General features: G+C 50.8%; 17 protein-coding genes. 14 read left to right on the top strand and 3 right to left on the bottom strand.

The genetic code is table 11. The features are described 5' to 3' along the window. The first annotated feature begins 1 nt into the window (after position 1). From N7268_RS12910 to N7268_RS12900, 3 genes are all read left to right on the top strand, one after another. Positions 2–1042 (top strand): tyrosine-type recombinase/integrase, encoded by a 1041-nt coding sequence (locus N7268_RS12910; protein ID WP_260863219.1) that lies wholly within the window; start codon positions 2–4, stop codon positions 1040–1042. A 168-nt stretch (positions 1043–1210) separates the two neighbouring features. Next, positions 1211–1339 carry a manganase accumulation protein MntS gene (mntS, locus tag N7268_RS12905; protein ID WP_198904789.1) on the top strand — a complete coding sequence of 43 codons (129 nt, stop codon included), beginning with the start codon at positions 1211–1213 and terminating at the stop codon, positions 1337–1339. Positions 1340–1616: 277 nt separating this feature from the next. Continuing rightward, a complete protein-coding gene (locus N7268_RS12900; protein WP_260863218.1) occupies positions 1617–3203 on the top strand; it encodes a phosphoethanolamine transferase in 1587 nt (528 codons plus the stop codon). Positions 3204–3267: 64 nt separating this feature from the next. On the opposite strand, the gene ompX is transcribed toward N7268_RS12900, so the two are convergent. After that, positions 3268–3783, bottom strand: a complete 516-nt coding sequence (gene ompX / locus N7268_RS12895) for an outer membrane protein OmpX (RefSeq protein WP_198904791.1) — start codon at positions 3781–3783, stop codon at positions 3268–3270. Between the two features lie 417 nt (positions 3784–4200). Here ompX and rhtA point away from each other — a divergent pair, with 417 nt between their 5' ends. From rhtA to ybiO, 6 genes are all read left to right on the top strand, one after another. Then, on the top strand, positions 4201–5088 hold the full coding sequence (gene rhtA / locus N7268_RS12890) for a threonine/homoserine exporter RhtA (RefSeq protein WP_260863217.1): 888 nt from the start codon (positions 4201–4203) through the stop codon (positions 5086–5088). 305 nt (positions 5089–5393) lie between these two features. Beyond that, positions 5394–5897, top strand: coding sequence for a DNA starvation/stationary phase protection protein Dps (gene dps / locus N7268_RS12885; RefSeq protein WP_260863216.1), 504 nt, complete (start codon positions 5394–5396; stop codon positions 5895–5897). A 365-nt stretch (positions 5898–6262) separates the two neighbouring features. After that, a complete protein-coding gene (gene glnH, locus N7268_RS12880) occupies positions 6263–7009 on the top strand; it encodes a glutamine ABC transporter substrate-binding protein GlnH (protein WP_198904794.1) in 747 nt (248 codons plus the stop codon). Between the two features lie 108 nt (positions 7010–7117). After that, positions 7118–7777: a glutamine ABC transporter permease GlnP gene (gene glnP, locus N7268_RS12875; RefSeq protein WP_003035248.1), complete on the top strand. Its 660-nt coding sequence runs from the start codon at positions 7118–7120 to the stop codon at positions 7775–7777. Further along, positions 7774–8496, top strand: a complete 723-nt coding sequence (glnQ, locus tag N7268_RS12870) for a glutamine ABC transporter ATP-binding protein GlnQ (RefSeq protein ID WP_198904795.1) — start codon at positions 7774–7776, stop codon at positions 8494–8496. The genes glnP and glnQ overlap by 4 nt, the downstream gene beginning before the upstream one ends. A 118-nt stretch (positions 8497–8614) precedes the next feature. Further along, positions 8615–10849 carry a mechanosensitive channel protein gene (ybiO, locus tag N7268_RS12865; RefSeq protein WP_260863215.1) on the top strand — a complete coding sequence of 745 codons (2235 nt, stop codon included), beginning with the start codon at positions 8615–8617 and terminating at the stop codon, positions 10847–10849. On the opposite strand, the gene rlmF is transcribed toward ybiO, so the two are convergent. Beyond that, positions 10846–11772, bottom strand: coding sequence for a 23S rRNA (adenine(1618)-N(6))-methyltransferase RlmF (gene rlmF, locus N7268_RS12860; RefSeq protein ID WP_260863214.1), 927 nt, complete (start codon positions 11770–11772; stop codon positions 10846–10848). The genes ybiO and rlmF overlap by 4 nt on opposite strands. Before the next feature lie 213 nt (positions 11773–11985). On the opposite strand from rlmF, the gene mcbA reads away from it, so the two are divergent. The 5 genes from mcbA to ybiJ all read left to right on the top strand — a co-directional run bounded on the left by mcbA (position 11986) and on the right by ybiJ (position 16443). Next, positions 11986–12246, top strand: a complete 261-nt coding sequence (mcbA, locus tag N7268_RS12855) for a DUF1471 family periplasmic protein McbA (RefSeq protein ID WP_260863213.1) — start codon at positions 11986–11988, stop codon at positions 12244–12246. 286 nt (positions 12247–12532) lie between these two features. Next, positions 12533–14818 (top strand): catecholate siderophore receptor Fiu, encoded by a 2286-nt coding sequence (locus N7268_RS12850; protein WP_260863212.1) that lies wholly within the window; start codon positions 12533–12535, stop codon positions 14816–14818. 43 nt (positions 14819–14861) lie between these two features. Continuing rightward, positions 14862–15539 carry a PKHD-type hydroxylase YbiX gene (ybiX, locus tag N7268_RS12845; protein ID WP_260863211.1) on the top strand — a complete coding sequence of 226 codons (678 nt, stop codon included), beginning with the start codon at positions 14862–14864 and terminating at the stop codon, positions 15537–15539. 75 nt (positions 15540–15614) lie between these two features. Then, positions 15615–15881, top strand: a complete 267-nt coding sequence (locus N7268_RS12840) for a DksA/TraR family C4-type zinc finger protein (protein ID WP_198904799.1) — start codon at positions 15615–15617, stop codon at positions 15879–15881. A gap of 301 nt (positions 15882–16182) precedes the next feature. Next, entirely contained in the window at positions 16183–16443 is a 261-nt protein-coding gene (gene ybiJ / locus N7268_RS12835) for a DUF1471 family protein YbiJ (RefSeq protein ID WP_198904800.1), read from the top strand. A gap of 94 nt (positions 16444–16537) precedes the next feature. Here ybiJ and N7268_RS12830 read toward each other — a convergent pair whose 3' ends face one another. After that, positions 16538–17623 (bottom strand): malate/lactate/ureidoglycolate dehydrogenase, encoded by a 1086-nt coding sequence (locus N7268_RS12830; RefSeq protein ID WP_260863210.1) that lies wholly within the window; start codon positions 17621–17623, stop codon positions 16538–16540. Positions 17624–17786 lie beyond the last annotated feature (163 nt).

The following is a 17786-nucleotide window of genomic DNA, read 5'->3' as shown; positions in this document are numbered from 1 at the left end:
AATGAGTGTCCGTAAACTTTCTACTGGCGAATGGATCGCCGACTTCTACACCGTCAACCGCAGCAATGGCAAGAACGGGAAGCGTATACGTAAAAAATTTGCCACTAAGGGAGAAGCCCTGGCATTTGAGAATCACACGCTTCAAAAGGTAGATAGTGCGCCGTGGTTAGGTGAAGGGAAAGATAAACGAACTTTAATCGACCTGATTACAATGTGGTACGAGCGCCACGGCGTTGCCCTACGCAATGGTGAAAAGCGTAAGGACGCAATGACCTGGGCAGCGGAGTGTATGGGTTTTCCGCTGGCCACTGAGTTTAATGCCCAGCTGTTTACAGCATACCGTGCCAAAAGGCTTGAAGGGCATTATGCCCGTACTAACCGTGTTTCTAAGGTTTCACCTAAAACAATGAACCTTGAACACGCATATTTTCTGGCTATGTTCAATGAACTGAAACGGATCGGTGAGTGGTCAGCCCCTAACCCACTGGAGAACGTCAGACAGTACCGTACAGATGAAACTGAAATGGCATTTCTCACTGCTGAGGAAATTGATCGGCTTTTGCTGGAATGCAAACGCAGTAAAGTAAGTTATTTAGAGTTAGTCGTAAAAATCTGTCTGGCGACTGGCGCAAGATGGAATGAAGCGGCAACACTCAAAAGTTCCCAGATAGCTGGCGGAAAAGTCACCTTCATAAAAACAAAAGGGAAAAGGAACCGTAGCATTCCGTTAGATGATGAACTGCTGGCTGAACTACCTGAAACAAAAGGCGCTCTGTTTCCAAAGCCCTGCTATAACGCTTTCCGTTCTGCTCTGGAACGTGCTGGCATTGAATTACCAGCAGGTCAACTTACTCACGTACTACGACATACATTTGCCAGCCACTTTATGATGAACGGCGGCAATATACTGGTTCTGCAAAAAATCCTCGGCCATGCCGATATCACCATGACAATGCGTTACGCGCATTTCGCCCCAAGCCACCTTGAAGAAGCTGTGCGACTTAACCCCTTAAAATGTCGCAAAATTGTCGCGACAGCTTAGAAATACTGCCGAATACTCACGAACATTAACTAACGTAACTTATTGATAACACTGTAAGTTACTGTTTTTCGTAGATAGTTAATGCTTTATAATATAGCCTGTGCTATATCTGTATATAATAAAGACATCCCTCAAGGATTGATGGGATCGTGAAGTCAGGAGGTTCATATGAGTGAATTCAAGAGGTGTATACGCGTGTTTAGCCACTCTCCCTTTAAAGTACGGTTAATGCTGATCTCTATGCTGTGTGACATGATCAACGGCAAACCTGAGCAGGATAAACCCTCAGAGAAATAATGCGGCGTCGCGGTACGCCGCTTCTCTTTCTGACCGTAATGCGGATTCGGTGCCGGGTTTTACCCGAATAACCCTTCTTTTTATCGGATTTGCCACCGTCCTCTCAAAACAATTTCTTTGTAGTAGTTGACCTTCTCATTCGCACAAACTATCTTTTCGCAGCCCTGCGTATATTGTGGCATCCCAGATGCGGACCTCATCCCTCTTCTCGCTCTCTCAGGCAGGCAATGACCCTTCGCGCCAGGGTAAGCACATGGCGTTTTTGTAACAGTGACATATGAATTTAACCCTCAAAGACTCACTTATTGCTCGTAGCCGGGCTATTTGCCCGTGGACTGGCCTTTATTTCTTACAGTCGCTGCTCATCAACCTGGCGTTAGGCTACCCACTTAGCCTGCTCTATAGCGTCGCTTTTACCTGTATATTGCTGCTCCTTTGGCGCTATGCGCCGCGCACGCAAAAAGTGCTGATTGGCGTATGCTCGCTGATTGCGGCGATGTATTTCCCTTTCGGTCAGGCCTACGGTTCGCCAAACTTCAATACCTTGCTGGCGCTGCATTCGACCAACATGGAAGAGTCAACCGAGATCCTGACAATTTTCCCCTGGTATAACTACCTGGTTGGGGTGTTTATTTTTGCCCTTGGCGTTATCGCCGTACGCCGGAAAAAAGACGTTCGTCAGCGCGGCTGGAATAAACTCGACAGCCTGTGTTTACTGGTCAGCATCGTTGCGTTTTTTGTCACCCCCGTGGAAAACCTGGCATGGGGTGGCGTCTTCAAACTGAAAGACACCGGTTACCCGGTATTCCGCTTCGCTAAAGACGTGATCGACAATAACAACGAAGTGCTTGATGAACAGGAACGCATGGCTGCGCTGTCGAGCGTAAAAGATAACTGGACGGTCACGGCCGTGAAGCCGAAATATCACACCTACGTCGTGGTTATCGGTGAAAGCGCACGACGCGATGCGCTGGGCGCGTTTGGTGGCCACTGGGATAACACCCCGTTTGCCAGCAGCGTGAATGGCTATATTTTTGCAGATTACATTGCCGCAAGCGGATCAACGCAGAAATCACTCGGCTTAACGCTTAATCGTGTCGTCGATAATAAGCCTCAGTTTCAGGATAACTTTGTTACCCTGGCTAACCGCGCGGGCTTCCAGACGTGGTGGTTTTCGAATCAGGGTCAGATTGGGGAATACGATACAGCGATAGCCAGCATCGCGAAGCGGGCTGATGAAGTGCACTTCCTCAAAAACGGTGACTTTGAAGCCGATAAAAACACGCGTGATGAGGAGTTGCTGAAGATGACCGCTCAGGTACTGGCAACCGAGCGTACTCAGCCGCAGCTGATTGTCCTGCATTTAATGGGATCGCATCCGCAGGCCTGTGACCGTACCCAAGGGAAATACGCGTCCTTTGTTCAGTCGAAAGAGACCTCTTGTTATCTGTACACCATGACGCAAACCGATGACCTGCTGCGCCAGCTCTATGATCAATTACGCAATAGTGGCGATAGCTTCTCCATGGTCTATTTCTCCGATCATGGACTCGCTTTTAAAGAGCGTGGTAAAGAGGTGCAGTACCTGGCGCACGACGATCAGTTCCAGCAGAATTTCCAGGTTCCTTTTATGGTGCTGTCCAGCGATGATAAAGCACATCGCGTGATTAAAGCGCGTCGCTCGGCGAATGATTTCTTGAGTTTCTTCTCGCAGTGGACGGGGATCAGCGCGAAGGAAATTGCCAACAGCTACCGCTTCATCTCAGAGAAAAAAGCCGGTCCGGTTTATATCACCAACTTTAAGCTGCAGAAGGTCGATTACAACCATCTCGGAACGGATATTTTCGAGACCAAATCTCGCTAATCTTCTGAGTAGTATGCAAAAAAAATCCGCCCCTTGAGGCGGATTTTTTATATCACCGAAGTGATTAGAAGCGGTAACCAACACCCGCGATCCAGGTACCTACGTCAACGCTACGAATACGGCTCTGCTCGTAAGAGAAGTCCAGAGCAACGTTTTCGATCGGGTTGAACTGCAGGCCAGCACCGTAGGAGAAACCGTAGTCGCTGGTGCTGTGGTTGTCAGCAGGGGTTGCTGCGTTCTGGAATTTACCGTAGCCAACACCAACAACACCGTAGATGCTAGCCCAGTCGTTCAGACGGTAAGCCGGACCTGCAGTGATGCCGTAGTACTGAGTTTTGTTGTAGTCGCCAGAAGCGTCGGTACGATCTTTTTCAGTGTAAGTGAAGGAACCGATCACGCCCAGCGGGTTGTTGTCCTGCTCGTAGCGATACTTCAGGTTAAAACCGTTCATTTTGTTCGCTGCGCCCTGAGCATCGCTCTGAGCGTAACCACCGGTAACGGTAGAAGTCGCAGCTACTGCAGTACCTGCGGTGAAAGCCAGAACAGCGGCCAGTGCTGAAAGACATGCAATTTTTTTCATAACCACCTCAAATATCAAATGTACTACAAGTAAATCTTAAGTTTTAAATATACCAAAAATTGATGGGAAACTCTTTGCGATTAGCGATGTCTAACGTCGGTTTTCATGTAACAAAATATGTCAAAAACCAGCTATCTCGTTCAATTAACATCACTTTTCTAACGAATTATGCCATTATTACGCGCACAACATGACACATTCATCCAGATGATTCCTAATCACACAGATTATTAATCCATCAATTTCATTCCATTTTACGGATCTCTGCAAAATTTTTTTCAACGAATACTCAACCAGTTGAACGTATTTCCATTACACTCGCACTTTTACTTTTCTATACACAAATTCATGCACGTCACAGCAAGGCTGCGGCGCTCAGATGAGTAGGTGTATCAACATCATTTGACAGGAGAAAGGATGCCGGGGCCGTTACGTAAAGCGTCAGTCTGGTTGCCTATTTTGGTTTTGCTCATTGCAATGTCTTCTATTCAGAGCGGGGCTTCGCTGGCGAAATCGTTGTTCCCTCTCGTCGGCGCACCGGGCGTGACTGCGCTGCGTCTTGCGTTAGGGACATTAATCCTCATTGCATTCTTTAAACCCTGGCGTTTACGATTTGCCAAAGAACAGCGCCTGCCTTTACTGTTTTACGGCCTGTCACTTGGCGGGATGAACTATCTCTTTTACCTGTCCATTCAGACCGTACCACTCGGCATCGCCGTAGCGCTGGAATTTACCGGACCGCTCGCCGTGGCGCTGTTCTCATCCCGCCGTCCTGTAGACTTTATTTGGGTTGCGCTGGCGGTGCTTGGGCTTTGGTTCCTGCTGCCGCTGGGTCAGGATGTCTCCCATGTTGATTTAACCGGTGCTGCGCTGGCATTAGGCGCTGGCGCATGCTGGGCAGTCTATATTCTCACCGGCCAACGCGCAGGCGAAGAACACGGTCCCGCGACCGTGGCGGTCGGTTCTTTAATCGCTGCACTTGTTTTCGTGCCTGTCGGCGTTCTGCAGACAGGCGATGCACTGTGGCACTGGTCGGTTCTTCCGTTAGGCTTAGCGGTGGCCGTGCTGTCGACAGCGCTTCCCTACTCGCTGGAGATGATCGCGTTAACGCGACTGCCTACGCGTACTTTTGGCACGTTAATGAGTATGGAACCCGCACTGGCGGCAGTTTCCGGGATGATTTTCCTCGGCGAAACGCTGACGCTGATCCAGACCCTGGCGTTAGGGGCCATTATTGTCGCATCAATGGGATCGACGCTCACCCTCCGCAAGGAACCGCAAATTAAGAAAGTTGACGTGAATTAATCACCCGATATTCTGCATGGTTTGCATAATCATGCAGAATATCCAACACAGTATTTCAGTGATTATTATTCTTACATTGAATCTATTTCTCACCCCCTATTTCCTCTCGCATATAACTCCTAAAATAAATAATCCACCCAATACAGAAGATTCACTAACCACATTGATTTAATTGACTATTTCATATTTCCTCGTCACTTCGCTATTAAAGTGATAGGTAAGGCCAGAAAGATTAAACCCAAATTAGGTCTATACTTACTCTCGTTGAATGACCTGGGACATAAACATCAAGAGGATATGAAAATATGAGTACAGCTAAACTGGTAAAAACAAAAGCATCCCCCCTCCTTTATACCCGTAACGATGTATCCGACAGTGATAAGAAAGCGACCGTAGAGCTGTTGAATCAGCAGGTGATCCAGTTCATCGACCTGTCATTGATCACGAAACAGGCGCACTGGAACATGCGCGGCGCAAACTTTATTGCCGTACATGAAATGCTGGATGGTTTCCGTACTGCGCTGACCGATCACCTCGACACCATGGCTGAACGTGCTGTACAACTGGGCGGCGTTGCCCTGGGTACAACGCAGGTTATTAACAGCAAAACGCCGCTGAAAAGCTATCCGCTGGATATCCATAGCGTGCAGGATCACTTAAAAGAGCTGGCCGAGCGTTATGCAGTGGTTGCTAATAGCGTACGTAAAGCCATTAGCGAAGCTAAAGATGAAGATACCGCGGACATCTTCACCGCCGCTTCACGCGATCTCGACAAATTCTTGTGGTTTATCGAAGCTAACATCGAATAACAGACATCATAAGAATTACCTATATTACCCTCGCTCCGGCGGGGGTTTTGCACTTTTATGGTGCGTCAGTTTGATCATTCGTCACTCCGAAGTAAATTATTTGTAATAATCACCTCACACAATCGTTAACGAAAGATTGTTTTATCAACAATTTTTACGCTAAATAGTCATACCGTTTGCACCCTGCCGCTTGTGCACCAAATGAGTGCCCTGAAAAGGTGCAAATCACGTGTTCTGCCCTACTTATTGTGCAGTAAATTGAGAATCCCTCTTTTTAAAACAATAGGTTGCAAAACTGGCACGATTTTTTCATTAAGCTATGTGTTCTCGCAGGGGATCGCCCCGTGGATATAAAAGGAAATGCTATGAAGTCTGTATTAAAAGTTTCACTGGCTGCACTGACCCTGGCTTTTGCGGTGTCCTCTCATGCCGCGGATAAGAAACTCGTTGTTGCAACTGACACTGCCTTTGTTCCGTTTGAATTTAAACAGGGTGACAAATATGTCGGTTTTGATGTGGATCTGTGGGCTGCCGTCGCAAAAGAGCTGAAGCTGGATTATGAACTGAAACCAATGGATTTCAGCGGCATCATCCCGGCTCTGCAAACCAAAAATATCGACCTGGCACTGGCGGGTATCACCATCACTGAAGAGCGCAAAAAAGCGATCGACTTCTCTGACGGCTACTATAAAAGCGGTCTGTTAGTCATGGTTAAGGCTAACAACAACGACGTTAAAAGCGTGAAAGATCTGGATGGCAAAGTCGTCGCAGTGAAGAGCGGCACCGGTTCTGTCGATTACGCAAAAGCGAACATCAAAACGAAAGATCTGCGTCAGTTCCCGAACATCGATAACGCCTATATGGAACTGGGTACCAATCGCGCAGACGCCGTTCTGCATGATACGCCAAACATTCTTTACTTCATCAAAACCGCGGGTAACGGTCAGTTCAAAGCGGTAGGCGAATCTCTGGAAGCTCAGCAGTATGGCATCGCGTTCCCGAAAGGCAGCGATGAACTGCGCGAGAAAGTGAACGGCGCGCTGAAAACGCTGAAAGAGAACGGTACGTACAACGAAATCTACAAAAAATGGTTCGGTACTGAACCTAAATAAAAAGAGCGTTCTGTAACGCCCGGTAACGCCAACGCTTACCGGGCCTACAATTTTGAGTCATCACGTTATGGCTCATTGTTTTTCTCACCACGGTAACAGGAACGACATATGCAGTTTGACTGGAGTGCCATCTGGCCCGCCATTCCGCTTCTGATAGAAGGCGCCAAAATGACCCTGTGGATTTCGGTCCTCGGTCTGGCTGGCGGTCTGATTATCGGCCTCGCAGCAGGGTTCGCGCGCACCTTCGGTGGTTGGATTGCCAACCACGTTGCGCTGGTTTTTATCGAAGTCATCCGCGGTACGCCTATTGTTGTGCAGGTGATGTTTATTTACTTCGCCCTGCCGATGGCGTTTAACGATTTGCGCATTGATCCGTTCAGTGCCGCTGTCGTGACCATCATGATTAACTCAGGTGCCTATATCGCGGAAATCACGCGCGGTGCGGTACTCTCAATACATAAAGGTTTCAGCGAAGCCGGACTGGCGCTTGGCCTCTCACGTACCGAGACCATTCGTCACGTTATTTTACCTCTCGCGCTGCGTCGTATGCTGCCGCCGCTGGGCAACCAGTGGATCATCAGCATCAAAGATACTTCGCTGTTTATTGTCATTGGCGTCGCTGAACTTACCCGTCAGGGTCAGGAAATCATTGCCGGCAACTTCCGTGCACTGGAAATCTGGAGCGCCGTCGCGGTGTTCTATCTGATCATTACGCTGGTGCTGAGCTTCATTCTGCGTCGTCTGGAAAGAAGGATGAAAATCCTGTGATTGAATTTAAAAATGTCTCTAAGCACTTTGGTCCTACCCAGGTGCTGCATAACATTGACCTGAATATTGGTCAGGGTGAAGTGGTCGTGATTATCGGGCCGTCTGGCTCCGGTAAATCCACGCTGCTACGCTGCATTAACAAGCTGGAAGAGATCACTTCCGGCGATCTGATCGTCGACGGCCTGAAAGTGAACGACCCGAAGGTAGACGAGCGGTTAATCCGCCAGGAAGCAGGGATGGTGTTTCAGCAGTTCTATCTCTTCCCGCATCTGACAGCGCTGGAAAACGTCATGTTTGGCCCATTGCGCGTGCGTGGAGCGAATAAAGAGCAGGCGGAGAAACAGGCCAAAGAGCTGTTGGCGAAAGTCGGTCTGGCTGAACGCGCGCACCACTACCCGTCAGAACTTTCAGGCGGTCAGCAGCAGCGTGTGGCCATCGCCCGTGCGCTGGCGGTGAAGCCGAAAATGATGCTGTTTGATGAGCCAACGTCTGCACTTGACCCGGAACTGCGTCACGAAGTCCTGAAGGTTATGCAGGATCTGGCCGAAGAAGGGATGACGATGGTGATTGTGACCCACGAAATCGGCTTTGCTGAGAAAGTGGCCTCACGCCTGATTTTCATTGATAAGGGTCGTATTGCGGAAGACGGTAATCCGCAAACTCTGATTGAAAATCCGCCCAGCCAGCGTCTGCAGGAATTTTTACAGCACGTATCCTGATGCTTACACCTCCCTTCCCCTGAAGGGAGGTTCTTCACCAGAATCCTCTCATTTCAGTCCTCTCCCGCCCTGACATCTATACTTATCCTTTTGCGTTTGTTTTCTCATGGGAGGAGTCATGCGGTGGATCCTGTTCATCTTCTTTTGCCTGCTGAGCGTTCCGGCTCATGCGGTGACGATACCCGGCGTGACGCCAACGACGTCAGCCAGTCCACAATCCGCACCCGCGGCAGAACCTGATGTAGAACAAAAGAAAGCCGCCTATGGCGCACTGGCTGACGTACTGGAGAATGAGACCTCACGTCAGGAGCTGATAGATCAGTTGCGAAAAGTTGCGTCCACGCCGCCCCCCGACCCCGTGCCAGTCATCGTTCCTCCCACACTGACAGAAGAAAAAACCGTACTGGAAAACGTGACGGATGTCAGTCGTCACTATGGCGAGGCCCTCTCCAGCCGTTTTGCCCAGCTCTATCGCAACATCACTGACTCGCCGCACAAAACATTTAATTCGCAAACCTTTACCAATGCCCTGACCCATTTTTTCATGCTGGCCGCATCCGTGTTTGGATTCTATTGGCTGATACGCCTGTGCGCACTGCCGTTGTATCGCAAAATGGGGCAATGGGCGCGCCGAAAAAACCGTGAACGCAGCAATTGGCTACAGCTGCCTGCGATGATCATCGGCGCGTTTATAATCGACTTACTGCTGCTGGCACTCACGCTGTTCGTCGGGCAGATACTGAGTGACAAAATGAATGCCGGTAGCCGGACTATCGCCTTCCAGCAAAGTCTGTTTCTCAATGCTTTCGCGCTGATTGAGTTCTTCAAGGCCATTTTGCGCCTGATATTTTGCCCGTCGGTGGCGGAGCTGCGCCCCTTTACTATTCAGGATGCTGGCGCGCGCTACTGGAATCGTCGTCTGAGTTCCTTAAGCAGTCTGATTGGCTACGGGCTTATTGTGGTGGTTCCCATTGTTTCGAATCAGGTCAATGTGCAGGTCGGCGCGATGGCAAACGTCATCATCATGTTGTGCATTACGCTGTGGGCGTTGTATCTGATCTTCAAAAACAAAAAAGAGATTACGCAGCATTTGCAGAGCCTGGCGGAAAGGTCATTAGCGTTTTTTAGTCTGTTTATTCGCGCCTTTGCACTGGTCTGGCACTGGCTGGCCAGCGCCTATTTCATTGTGCTGTTTTTCTTCTCGCTGTTCGACCCCGGCAATAGCCTGAAATTCATGATGGGCGCGACGTTACGCAGCCTGGTGATCATCGGCATTGCTGCCTTTGTTTCTGGCATGTTGTCCCGCTGGATAGCCAAAACCATTACGTTGTCGCCACATACCCAGCGCAGCTACCCGGAATTACAAAAGCGACTGAATGGCTGGTTATCGACGGCGTTAAGCGTTGCGCGGATCCTCACCGTCTGCGTCGCCGTAATGCTGCTACTCAATGCCTGGGGTCTGTTCGACTTCTGGAACTGGCTGCACTACGGCGCGGGTGAAAAGACCGTTGATATCCTGATCCGCATCGCGTTGATCTTATTCTTCTCCGCCATCGGCTGGACCATTCTTGCCAGCCTGATTGAAAACCGGCTGGCTTCTGATATTCATGGCCGCCCGCTCCCCAGCGCCCGTACTCGCACACTGCTGACGCTGTTTCGCAACGCGCTGGCGGTGATTATCAGTACCATCACCATTATGATCGTACTGTCAGAAATTGGGGTTAACATTGCGCCGTTACTGGCGGGCGCTGGCGCGCTGGGGCTGGCGATCTCTTTTGGTTCGCAAACGCTGGTAAAAGATATTATTACCGGGATTTTCATTCAGTTTGAAAATGGCATGAACACCGGCGATCTGGTGACCATCGGCCCGCTAACCGGTACGGTTGAGCGCATGTCGATCCGCTCGGTGGGCGTGCGACAGGATACCGGCGCGTACCATATCATCCCCTGGTCTTCGATAACGACCTTCGCCAACTTTGTTCGCGGTATTGGATCGGTGGTTGCCAACTACGATGTGGATCGCCATGAGGATGCAGATAAAGCGAATCAGGCGCTAAAAGATGCGGTCGCGGCGGTGATGGAGATGGAAGATATTCGGGGACTCATTATTGGCGAGCCGTCCTTTGCCGGGATTGTTGGCTTAACCAACACGGCGTTTACGCTGCGGGTCTCGTTTACCACATTGCCACTGAAGCAATGGACGGTACGTTTTGCGCTCGACAGCCAGGTAAAAAAACACTTTGATCTGGCCTGCGTACGCGCACCGGTGCAGACCTATCAGGTCTTGCCTGCACCGGTGAATAACCCAACGCCGACAGCCGGGCAGCTGCCGCCGACTGAGCCAACGATTTAGCGTTTACGTGCCATAAAACGGCGGCGCTGATCGTTATCCATAAAGGTCCAGGCAATGAAGCGACTCTGCTTCTGCCCCTGGGCCATCTCTTTTTTAACCACTTTCACGGCGCCTGCGTCGGTTAACGCATGGTACAGCGGCGGCAGGTTTTCACCCCGCGACACCAGCGTAGTAAACCACATCACCTGGCGACCAAAGACCTGGCTTTCGGCGATCATTTTCTTGATAAACGCCACTTCACCGCCTTCACACCAGAGTTCCTGCTGCTGCCCGCCAAAGTTCAGCGCATCATCTTTATCCTGCCCCAGGTTACGGCGCTTACGCTCACTGCCTGCACGGGCGGAAGCCGCCGAGTCATGGAACGGAGGGTTGCACAGCGTCGCTTCGTACTGTTCGTTTTTATGAATAATGCCCGCGAAAATCGCAGATGCATCTTTCTGACGACGCAGGCGAATGGCGCGGGTTAAACCCGGATTGGCATTGATGATTGCCTGCGCGCTGCTAAACGCCTCGCTGCTGGTCTCACTACCGGTAAAACGCCAGCCGTATTCATGCACGCCAATCAACGGATAAATGCAGTTTGCCCCTACCCCAATATCCAGCACGCTCGCATTGTCTGGAATCGTGCCCGTCGTTTCACCCAACAGATCAGCCAGATGATGAATGTAATCCGCACGGCCAGGTACCGGTGGACACAGGAAACCTTCTGGAATATCCCAGTTTGCCACCGCATAATAATGCGCCAGCAATGCTTTGTTCAGCGCCTTTACTGCCTGCGGATTAGCAAAATCAACACTCTGCTCACCGCCTGGTGTCAGGGTGAGAAATGGTGTCAGTTCGGGCGTAACCTGGCATAAAGTGGCAAGATCGTAACGGCCATTATGGCGGTTGCGTGGGTGCAATCCCGGTTTCTGAGGGGGCATAACTTTCTCCTTTTAACAGCGGCGTAAGATACCCGCATAACGTTACGCGGTAAACACACACCGTAGGGAAAATCTGTTTTTTTTCTGCCTGGATTGATCAAACAGAGTTGTTCAAAAAACGCTCACTTCATCATCAATTTTTTGCGGTAAATGTCCTGCGATGACGTCCTAAACTTATCAGGCACCACCCGTTGTTTTTCAGAGGATATCATCATGAAGAAATGCCTCACGTTGCTTGCCGCAGCCTTGCTCACCGGCATGACATTTGCTTCTTTTGCTGCTCCGCCAACCACCAGCCCTGCAACCGGTCAGCTACAAGCTTCCGGTACTATTTCCGCTACAGGAGCGTCCAGTCTGAGTGACCTCGAAGACAAACTAGCGGAAAAAGCGAAAGAACAAGGCGCAAAAGGCTTTGTGGTTAATTCTGCTGGCGGCAAAAACCAGATGTACGGTACAGCAACTATCTACAAATAGCTCTCCCCCACCTCAACTGCATTCGTCCTGAATGCAGTTTTCTTTCTGCCTTATCGATTCCCGCTCAAATTGTAACCATCATGTTGAGATTTTGAATCCAGTGTAAATAAATGTATTTATTTTTGAATTAATGAATGCTAAAAAGTCGCACTGATTAATAATGCTTATCAAAATCATTATCAATTACGCATTCATGACGGCGAGACCTGCAGGTTTAACATCCACAGAGATGTCCCTTCGCACGAGTGAAACCTTCAACTCAAAAAATAATAAGTTACTCATTAATATGGATAAAAATCGCAACCTGCCGTCCAGCAGCTTTCATTCACTGACTTTTTTTGCCGGTCTATGCATCGGCTTGTCTCCGGTCGCTCAGGCCGTTGCCGCTGGCGATCAGGATAAGAAGCAGGAAGATACACTGGTCGTCGAAGCGGCCAAACCCTCGCTGTATGCCCCCACCCAGTCAGCCGATCCAAAGTTCTCCCGTCCGATCGCCGATACCACGCGCACCATGACGGTGATTTCTGAGCAGGTTATTAAGGATCAAGGGGCCACAAACCTGACCGATGCGTTGAAAAACGTACCGGGCGTGGGCGCATTTTTCGCCGGCGAGAACGGTAACTCCACCACCGGTGACGCTGTTTACATGCGCGGAGCGGATACATCCAACAGTATTTATATCGACGGGATTCGCGATATCGGTAGCGTCACACGCGATACCTTCAATACCGAACAGGTCGAAGTGATCAAAGGTCCATCCGGTACCGATTACGGCCGCAGCGCACCGACAGGCTCGATCAACATGATCAGTAAACAGCCTCGTACGGATTCCGGCATTGATGCCTCCGCCAGCGTCGGTAGCGCCTGGTTCCGCCGGGGGACGCTGGATATCAATCAGGTTATCGGTGATACCACCGCTGCGCGGTTAAACCTGATGGGGGAAAAAACACATGATGCCGGGCGCGATAACATTAAAAATGAACGCTACGGCGTTGCGCCATCTATCGCCTTTGGTTTAGGGACCGAAAATCGTCTGTATCTGAACTATCTGCATGTCACCCAGCACAACACGCCGGACGGCGGCATTCCGACCATCGGTCTGCCGGGATATTCGGCACCTTCCGCAGGAACGTCCGCGTTGAATCATTCCGGGAAAGTGGATACGCATAATTTCTATGGCACCGATTCGGATTACGACGACTCTACGACCGATACCGCGACGATGCGCTTTGAGCATGATCTGAACGACAGCACGACGCTTCGTAACACCACGCGCTGGTCACGCATTAAACAGGATTATCTGATGACGGCGGTGATGGGCGGCGCATCAAACATCACGCAACCGACCAGCAGTGTCGATACCTGGACCTGGTCACGGCTGGCCAATACAAAAGATGTCAGCAATAAAATCCTGACCAACCAGACTAACCTGACCTCAAAATTTTATACCGGCTCGATCGGGCATGATATTAGCAGCGGCGTTGAGTTTACACGTGAAACGCAGACCAACTACGGCGTGGTGCCTCTCACGCCGCCACCGGTCAATATTTACCATCCCAACAGCAACGTGAGTATTGGCGGATTGACCCGTAACGGCGCAAACGCTAACGGACAGACGGATACCTTCGGCATTTACGCCTTCGATACGCTGCAAATTACACGTGAATTTGAGCTGAACGGCGGTATTCGTCTCGACAATTACCGCACCGAGTATGACAGCGCGACCGCATGCGGCGCTTCCGGTCGCGGCGCTGTCGCATGCCCGACGGGCGCTGCTAAAGGTACACCGGTCACCACCGTTGATACCGCGAAATCAGGGAATCTGGTGAACTGGAAAGCCGGGGCGCTCTATCATCTGACGGATAACGGCAACGTTTACATTAACTACGCCGTTTCTCAGCAACCACCGGGTGGCAGCAATTTTGCCCTGGCGCAGAGCGGAACCGGTAACAGCGCCAACCGTACCGATTTCAAACCGCAAAAAGCGAAAACCAGTGAAATCGGCACCAAATGGGAAGTCATGGATAAACGCCTGCTGCTTACCGCCGCGATTTTCCGTACGGATATCGAGAATGAAGTTGAACAGAACGACGACGGAACCTACTCCCAATATGGTGAAAAACGTGTTGAAGGGTATGAACTCTCTGTCGCCGGGAATATCACCCCGGCGTGGCAGGTGATTGGGGGTTACACCCAGCAACGCGCCACGGTACACAACGGAAAAGATGTCGCTCAGGATGGCTCGTCCTCTCTGCCGTATACACCGGAGCATGCATTCACGTTGTGGAGCCAGTATCAGGCCACCGATGATCTATCAGTTGGCGCAGGCGCACGCTATGTCGGCAGTATGCATCGCGGATCGGACGGTGCCGTGGGCACGCCATCCTATACCGAAGGCTATTGGGTAGCTGACGCCAAGCTGGGCTATCGCGTGAACCGCAACCTCGACTTCCAGCTCAACGTCTACAACCTGTTCGACACCGACTATGTCTCCTCGATCAACAAGAGCGGATACCGTTACCACCCGGGTGAGCCAAGAACCTTCCTGCTCACCGCAAATATGCATTTCTGATTCATCATGTGGGGCGTAAGCCCCACTTTCAGGAGAGATACTGATGATGTACCACATTCCCGGCGTCTTATCGCCACAGGACGTTGCCTGGTTTCGTGAACAACTGGATGCGGCTGACTGGGTTGATGGCCGCGTAACAACGGGCGCTCAGGGGGCGCAGGTCAAGAATAACCAGCAGGTTGATACACTTAGCGAACGGTACGCGGTATTACAGAAAGCTGTCACGACGGCCGTGAATAACAGCCCACTCTTCTTTGCCGCCGCATTGCCCCGCACACTGTCCACGCCGTTGTTCAATCGTTATCAGAACAACGAGACTTACGGCTTTCACGTTGATGGCGCGGTCCGCAGCCACCCGGAAAACGGCTGGATGCGCACCGATCTGTCGGCCACCTTATTCTTAAACGATCCCGACAGCTATGACGGCGGTGAACTGCTGGTGAATGACACCTACGGGCAGCATGCGGTTAAGCTTCCCGCTGGCGACCTGGTCCTCTACCCCTCCAGCAGCCTGCATTGCGTCACGCCGGTTACGCGCGGCGTTCGCGTGGCATCATTTATGTGGATCCAGTCGATGATCCGCGACGATAAAAACCGCGCCATGCTCTTTGAGCTGGATAAAAACATCCAGTCCCTGAAAGCGCGTCACGGAGAAAGTACAGAGATCCTGTCATTGCTCAATCTCTACCATAACCTGCTGCGTGAATGGTCTGAAATCTGACCCGCCAAAGCAGTGGTCGTTTTTCACCCATAGCATTCGCTATACTTATTTGTAAACCGACGATGGGAGGTACGCATGGCATCCGGGTGGGCAAATGACGACGCTGTAAACGAACAGATCAACAATACTATTGAAGATGCTGTCGCACGTGCCCGTGGCGAATTACCCACGGGAGAAAGTCTTTATGAATGCGAGGAATGTGGTGATCCGATCCCTCAGGCCAGGCGTGAGGCAATCCCAGGCGTGCGATTATGCATTACCTGCCAACAGGATAAAGATTCACATAACTCGGCATTTTCAGGATATAATCGCAGAGGTTCGAAAGACAGCCAGCTACGTTGACGCATCTTTACCAAAAGTTTCAGTGCATCGCCTTTATTTTACGAGCACGCTTTTTCGCACACTGTGTAGCAAAATGTGCCGTTGTCAGCGCCTCTGTAAAGCGCAATGCGAAGAACTGTAAATCCGCCATCCGAATTTATTAATATTCAATAAGTTATTTGTCATTCAATTTTTTTGATTGATGCCGTCAATTCTATTCGATTTTCTCTCGCATAAAAAAACGTGATACTTCTCACATCGACAGAACAACGTCTTCTTACCAGAACAACGAATTAACAGAATAACTTGCGAGAGATTAATCATGAAAAACATCAAATATGCTGTTGCTGCCATCGCCCTGTCTACCCTGTCATTTGGCGTTTTCGCTGCCGAGCCGGTCACTCCTACTCAGGCACAAGACATGAATAAAATTGGTGTAGTTTCTGCTGATGGCGCCAGCACGCTGGATGGCCTGGAAGCAAAACTGGCTGAGAAAGCAGCGGCTGCGGGCGCCAGCGGTTACAGCATCACTTCCGCTGTCGGCAAAGACAAAATGAGCGGCACTGCGGTTATCTATAAATAACCGAGAGATTACCTGCACGACCCAATGCTCCAACCCTCATTGACCCTGTTTGTTACCCTTTGTTTGCCCGTCCTCTGGACGGGCTTTTTTTTGCCTACTGTTCAAGCTGTTGACGAAATTCCTGCAACACGGCGTCCGGCATACCGATGTGTTGTGCCGCCTCACAAATCGCCTGCCAGCTTCCGGCGTCAAGCGGGATACCCTGCGCCATTCGCTCTTTACGTGTGTTCACTTCCCACTCACCCGGGAGTAAAACAGGTGCATCCGCCGCATGCGGCGAGGCTTTTACCCACTCAGCAAATGCCGTAACCTGATTTTCGCAGTCCGGTGCGCCAAATAATTCCGGGTTAATCATTATCGTCGTCATGCAGTTCATGATGGCATCAGCGCTATCCTGCAAACTCGCTTCGTGCGTGGTTTTGCCACCGGAAAGCGCACCGCCCATGATTTCGCACATTGCCGCTAACGCATAGCCCTTGTGCTGGGCGAACGTCAGTAACGAACCTAACGGAGAAACCTGCATAACGGCCGGATCTGTCGTGGGAACACCATCAGCATCGATTAAACACCCCGGCGCAACCGGCTCGCCCTTATGCCATGCCACCCGCGTTTTCCCAAACGCAATAGCGCTGGTCGCGTAATCAAGCAGCAGCGGGAAATCATTTTTACGCGGAAATACGACGCAGAAAGGGTTGGTGCCAAAACGGCTGTCACGACCATGAAACGGTGCGACCATCGGAATCCCCACCACATTCACAAAGTGAATGGAGACAAAACCCGCCTGCGCGCACTGCTCCGCCCAGTAGCCGATACGCCCGATATGGTGAGAGTTGTGTAACGCGACGGCGGCGATACCGTACTGACGCGCTTTCTCGACGCCAAGCGCGATGGCTTCATGTGCCGCCACCTGACCAAATGCGCAATCTCCGTCAAGGGTGATGACAGCCCCTGCATCTTTCACCACTTTGGCATGACGGTTGACCTGCAAATGCCCCTGCGTGAATGAACGAATATAGCTTGGGATCATGCCGATGCCGTGAGAGTCGTGTCCGGCCAGGTTCGCGGCGATCAGATGGTCGGCAACCCGCCGCGCTTCCAGCGCATCACTTCCCATTTGGCGGAATACGGCCTGAATGAAGGCGTGCAGCGTTGACGCAGGGAACCGGTGTCCACTGTTCATTGTTATCTCCTGTTGTGTTGCGTGTTTGTTGTGTTTCTTATTTTTCAACAAACTATGCTGCGCCACCGTCGTCAGGAGGTCAATAAACGTGCAAAAATTTCACGTTGCAGGAGAGAAGAAACCGGCAGGCCAGGCAACGAAGCCTGCCGGGAGAGTCAGACAA

Source organism: Citrobacter sp. Marseille-Q6884 (genome assembly GCF_945906775.1).
Classification (GTDB): Bacteria; Pseudomonadota; Gammaproteobacteria; order Enterobacterales; family Enterobacteriaceae; genus Citrobacter.
Note: the sequence above shows the minus strand (reverse complement) of the source record. Positions and strands in the feature narration are given on the sequence as shown.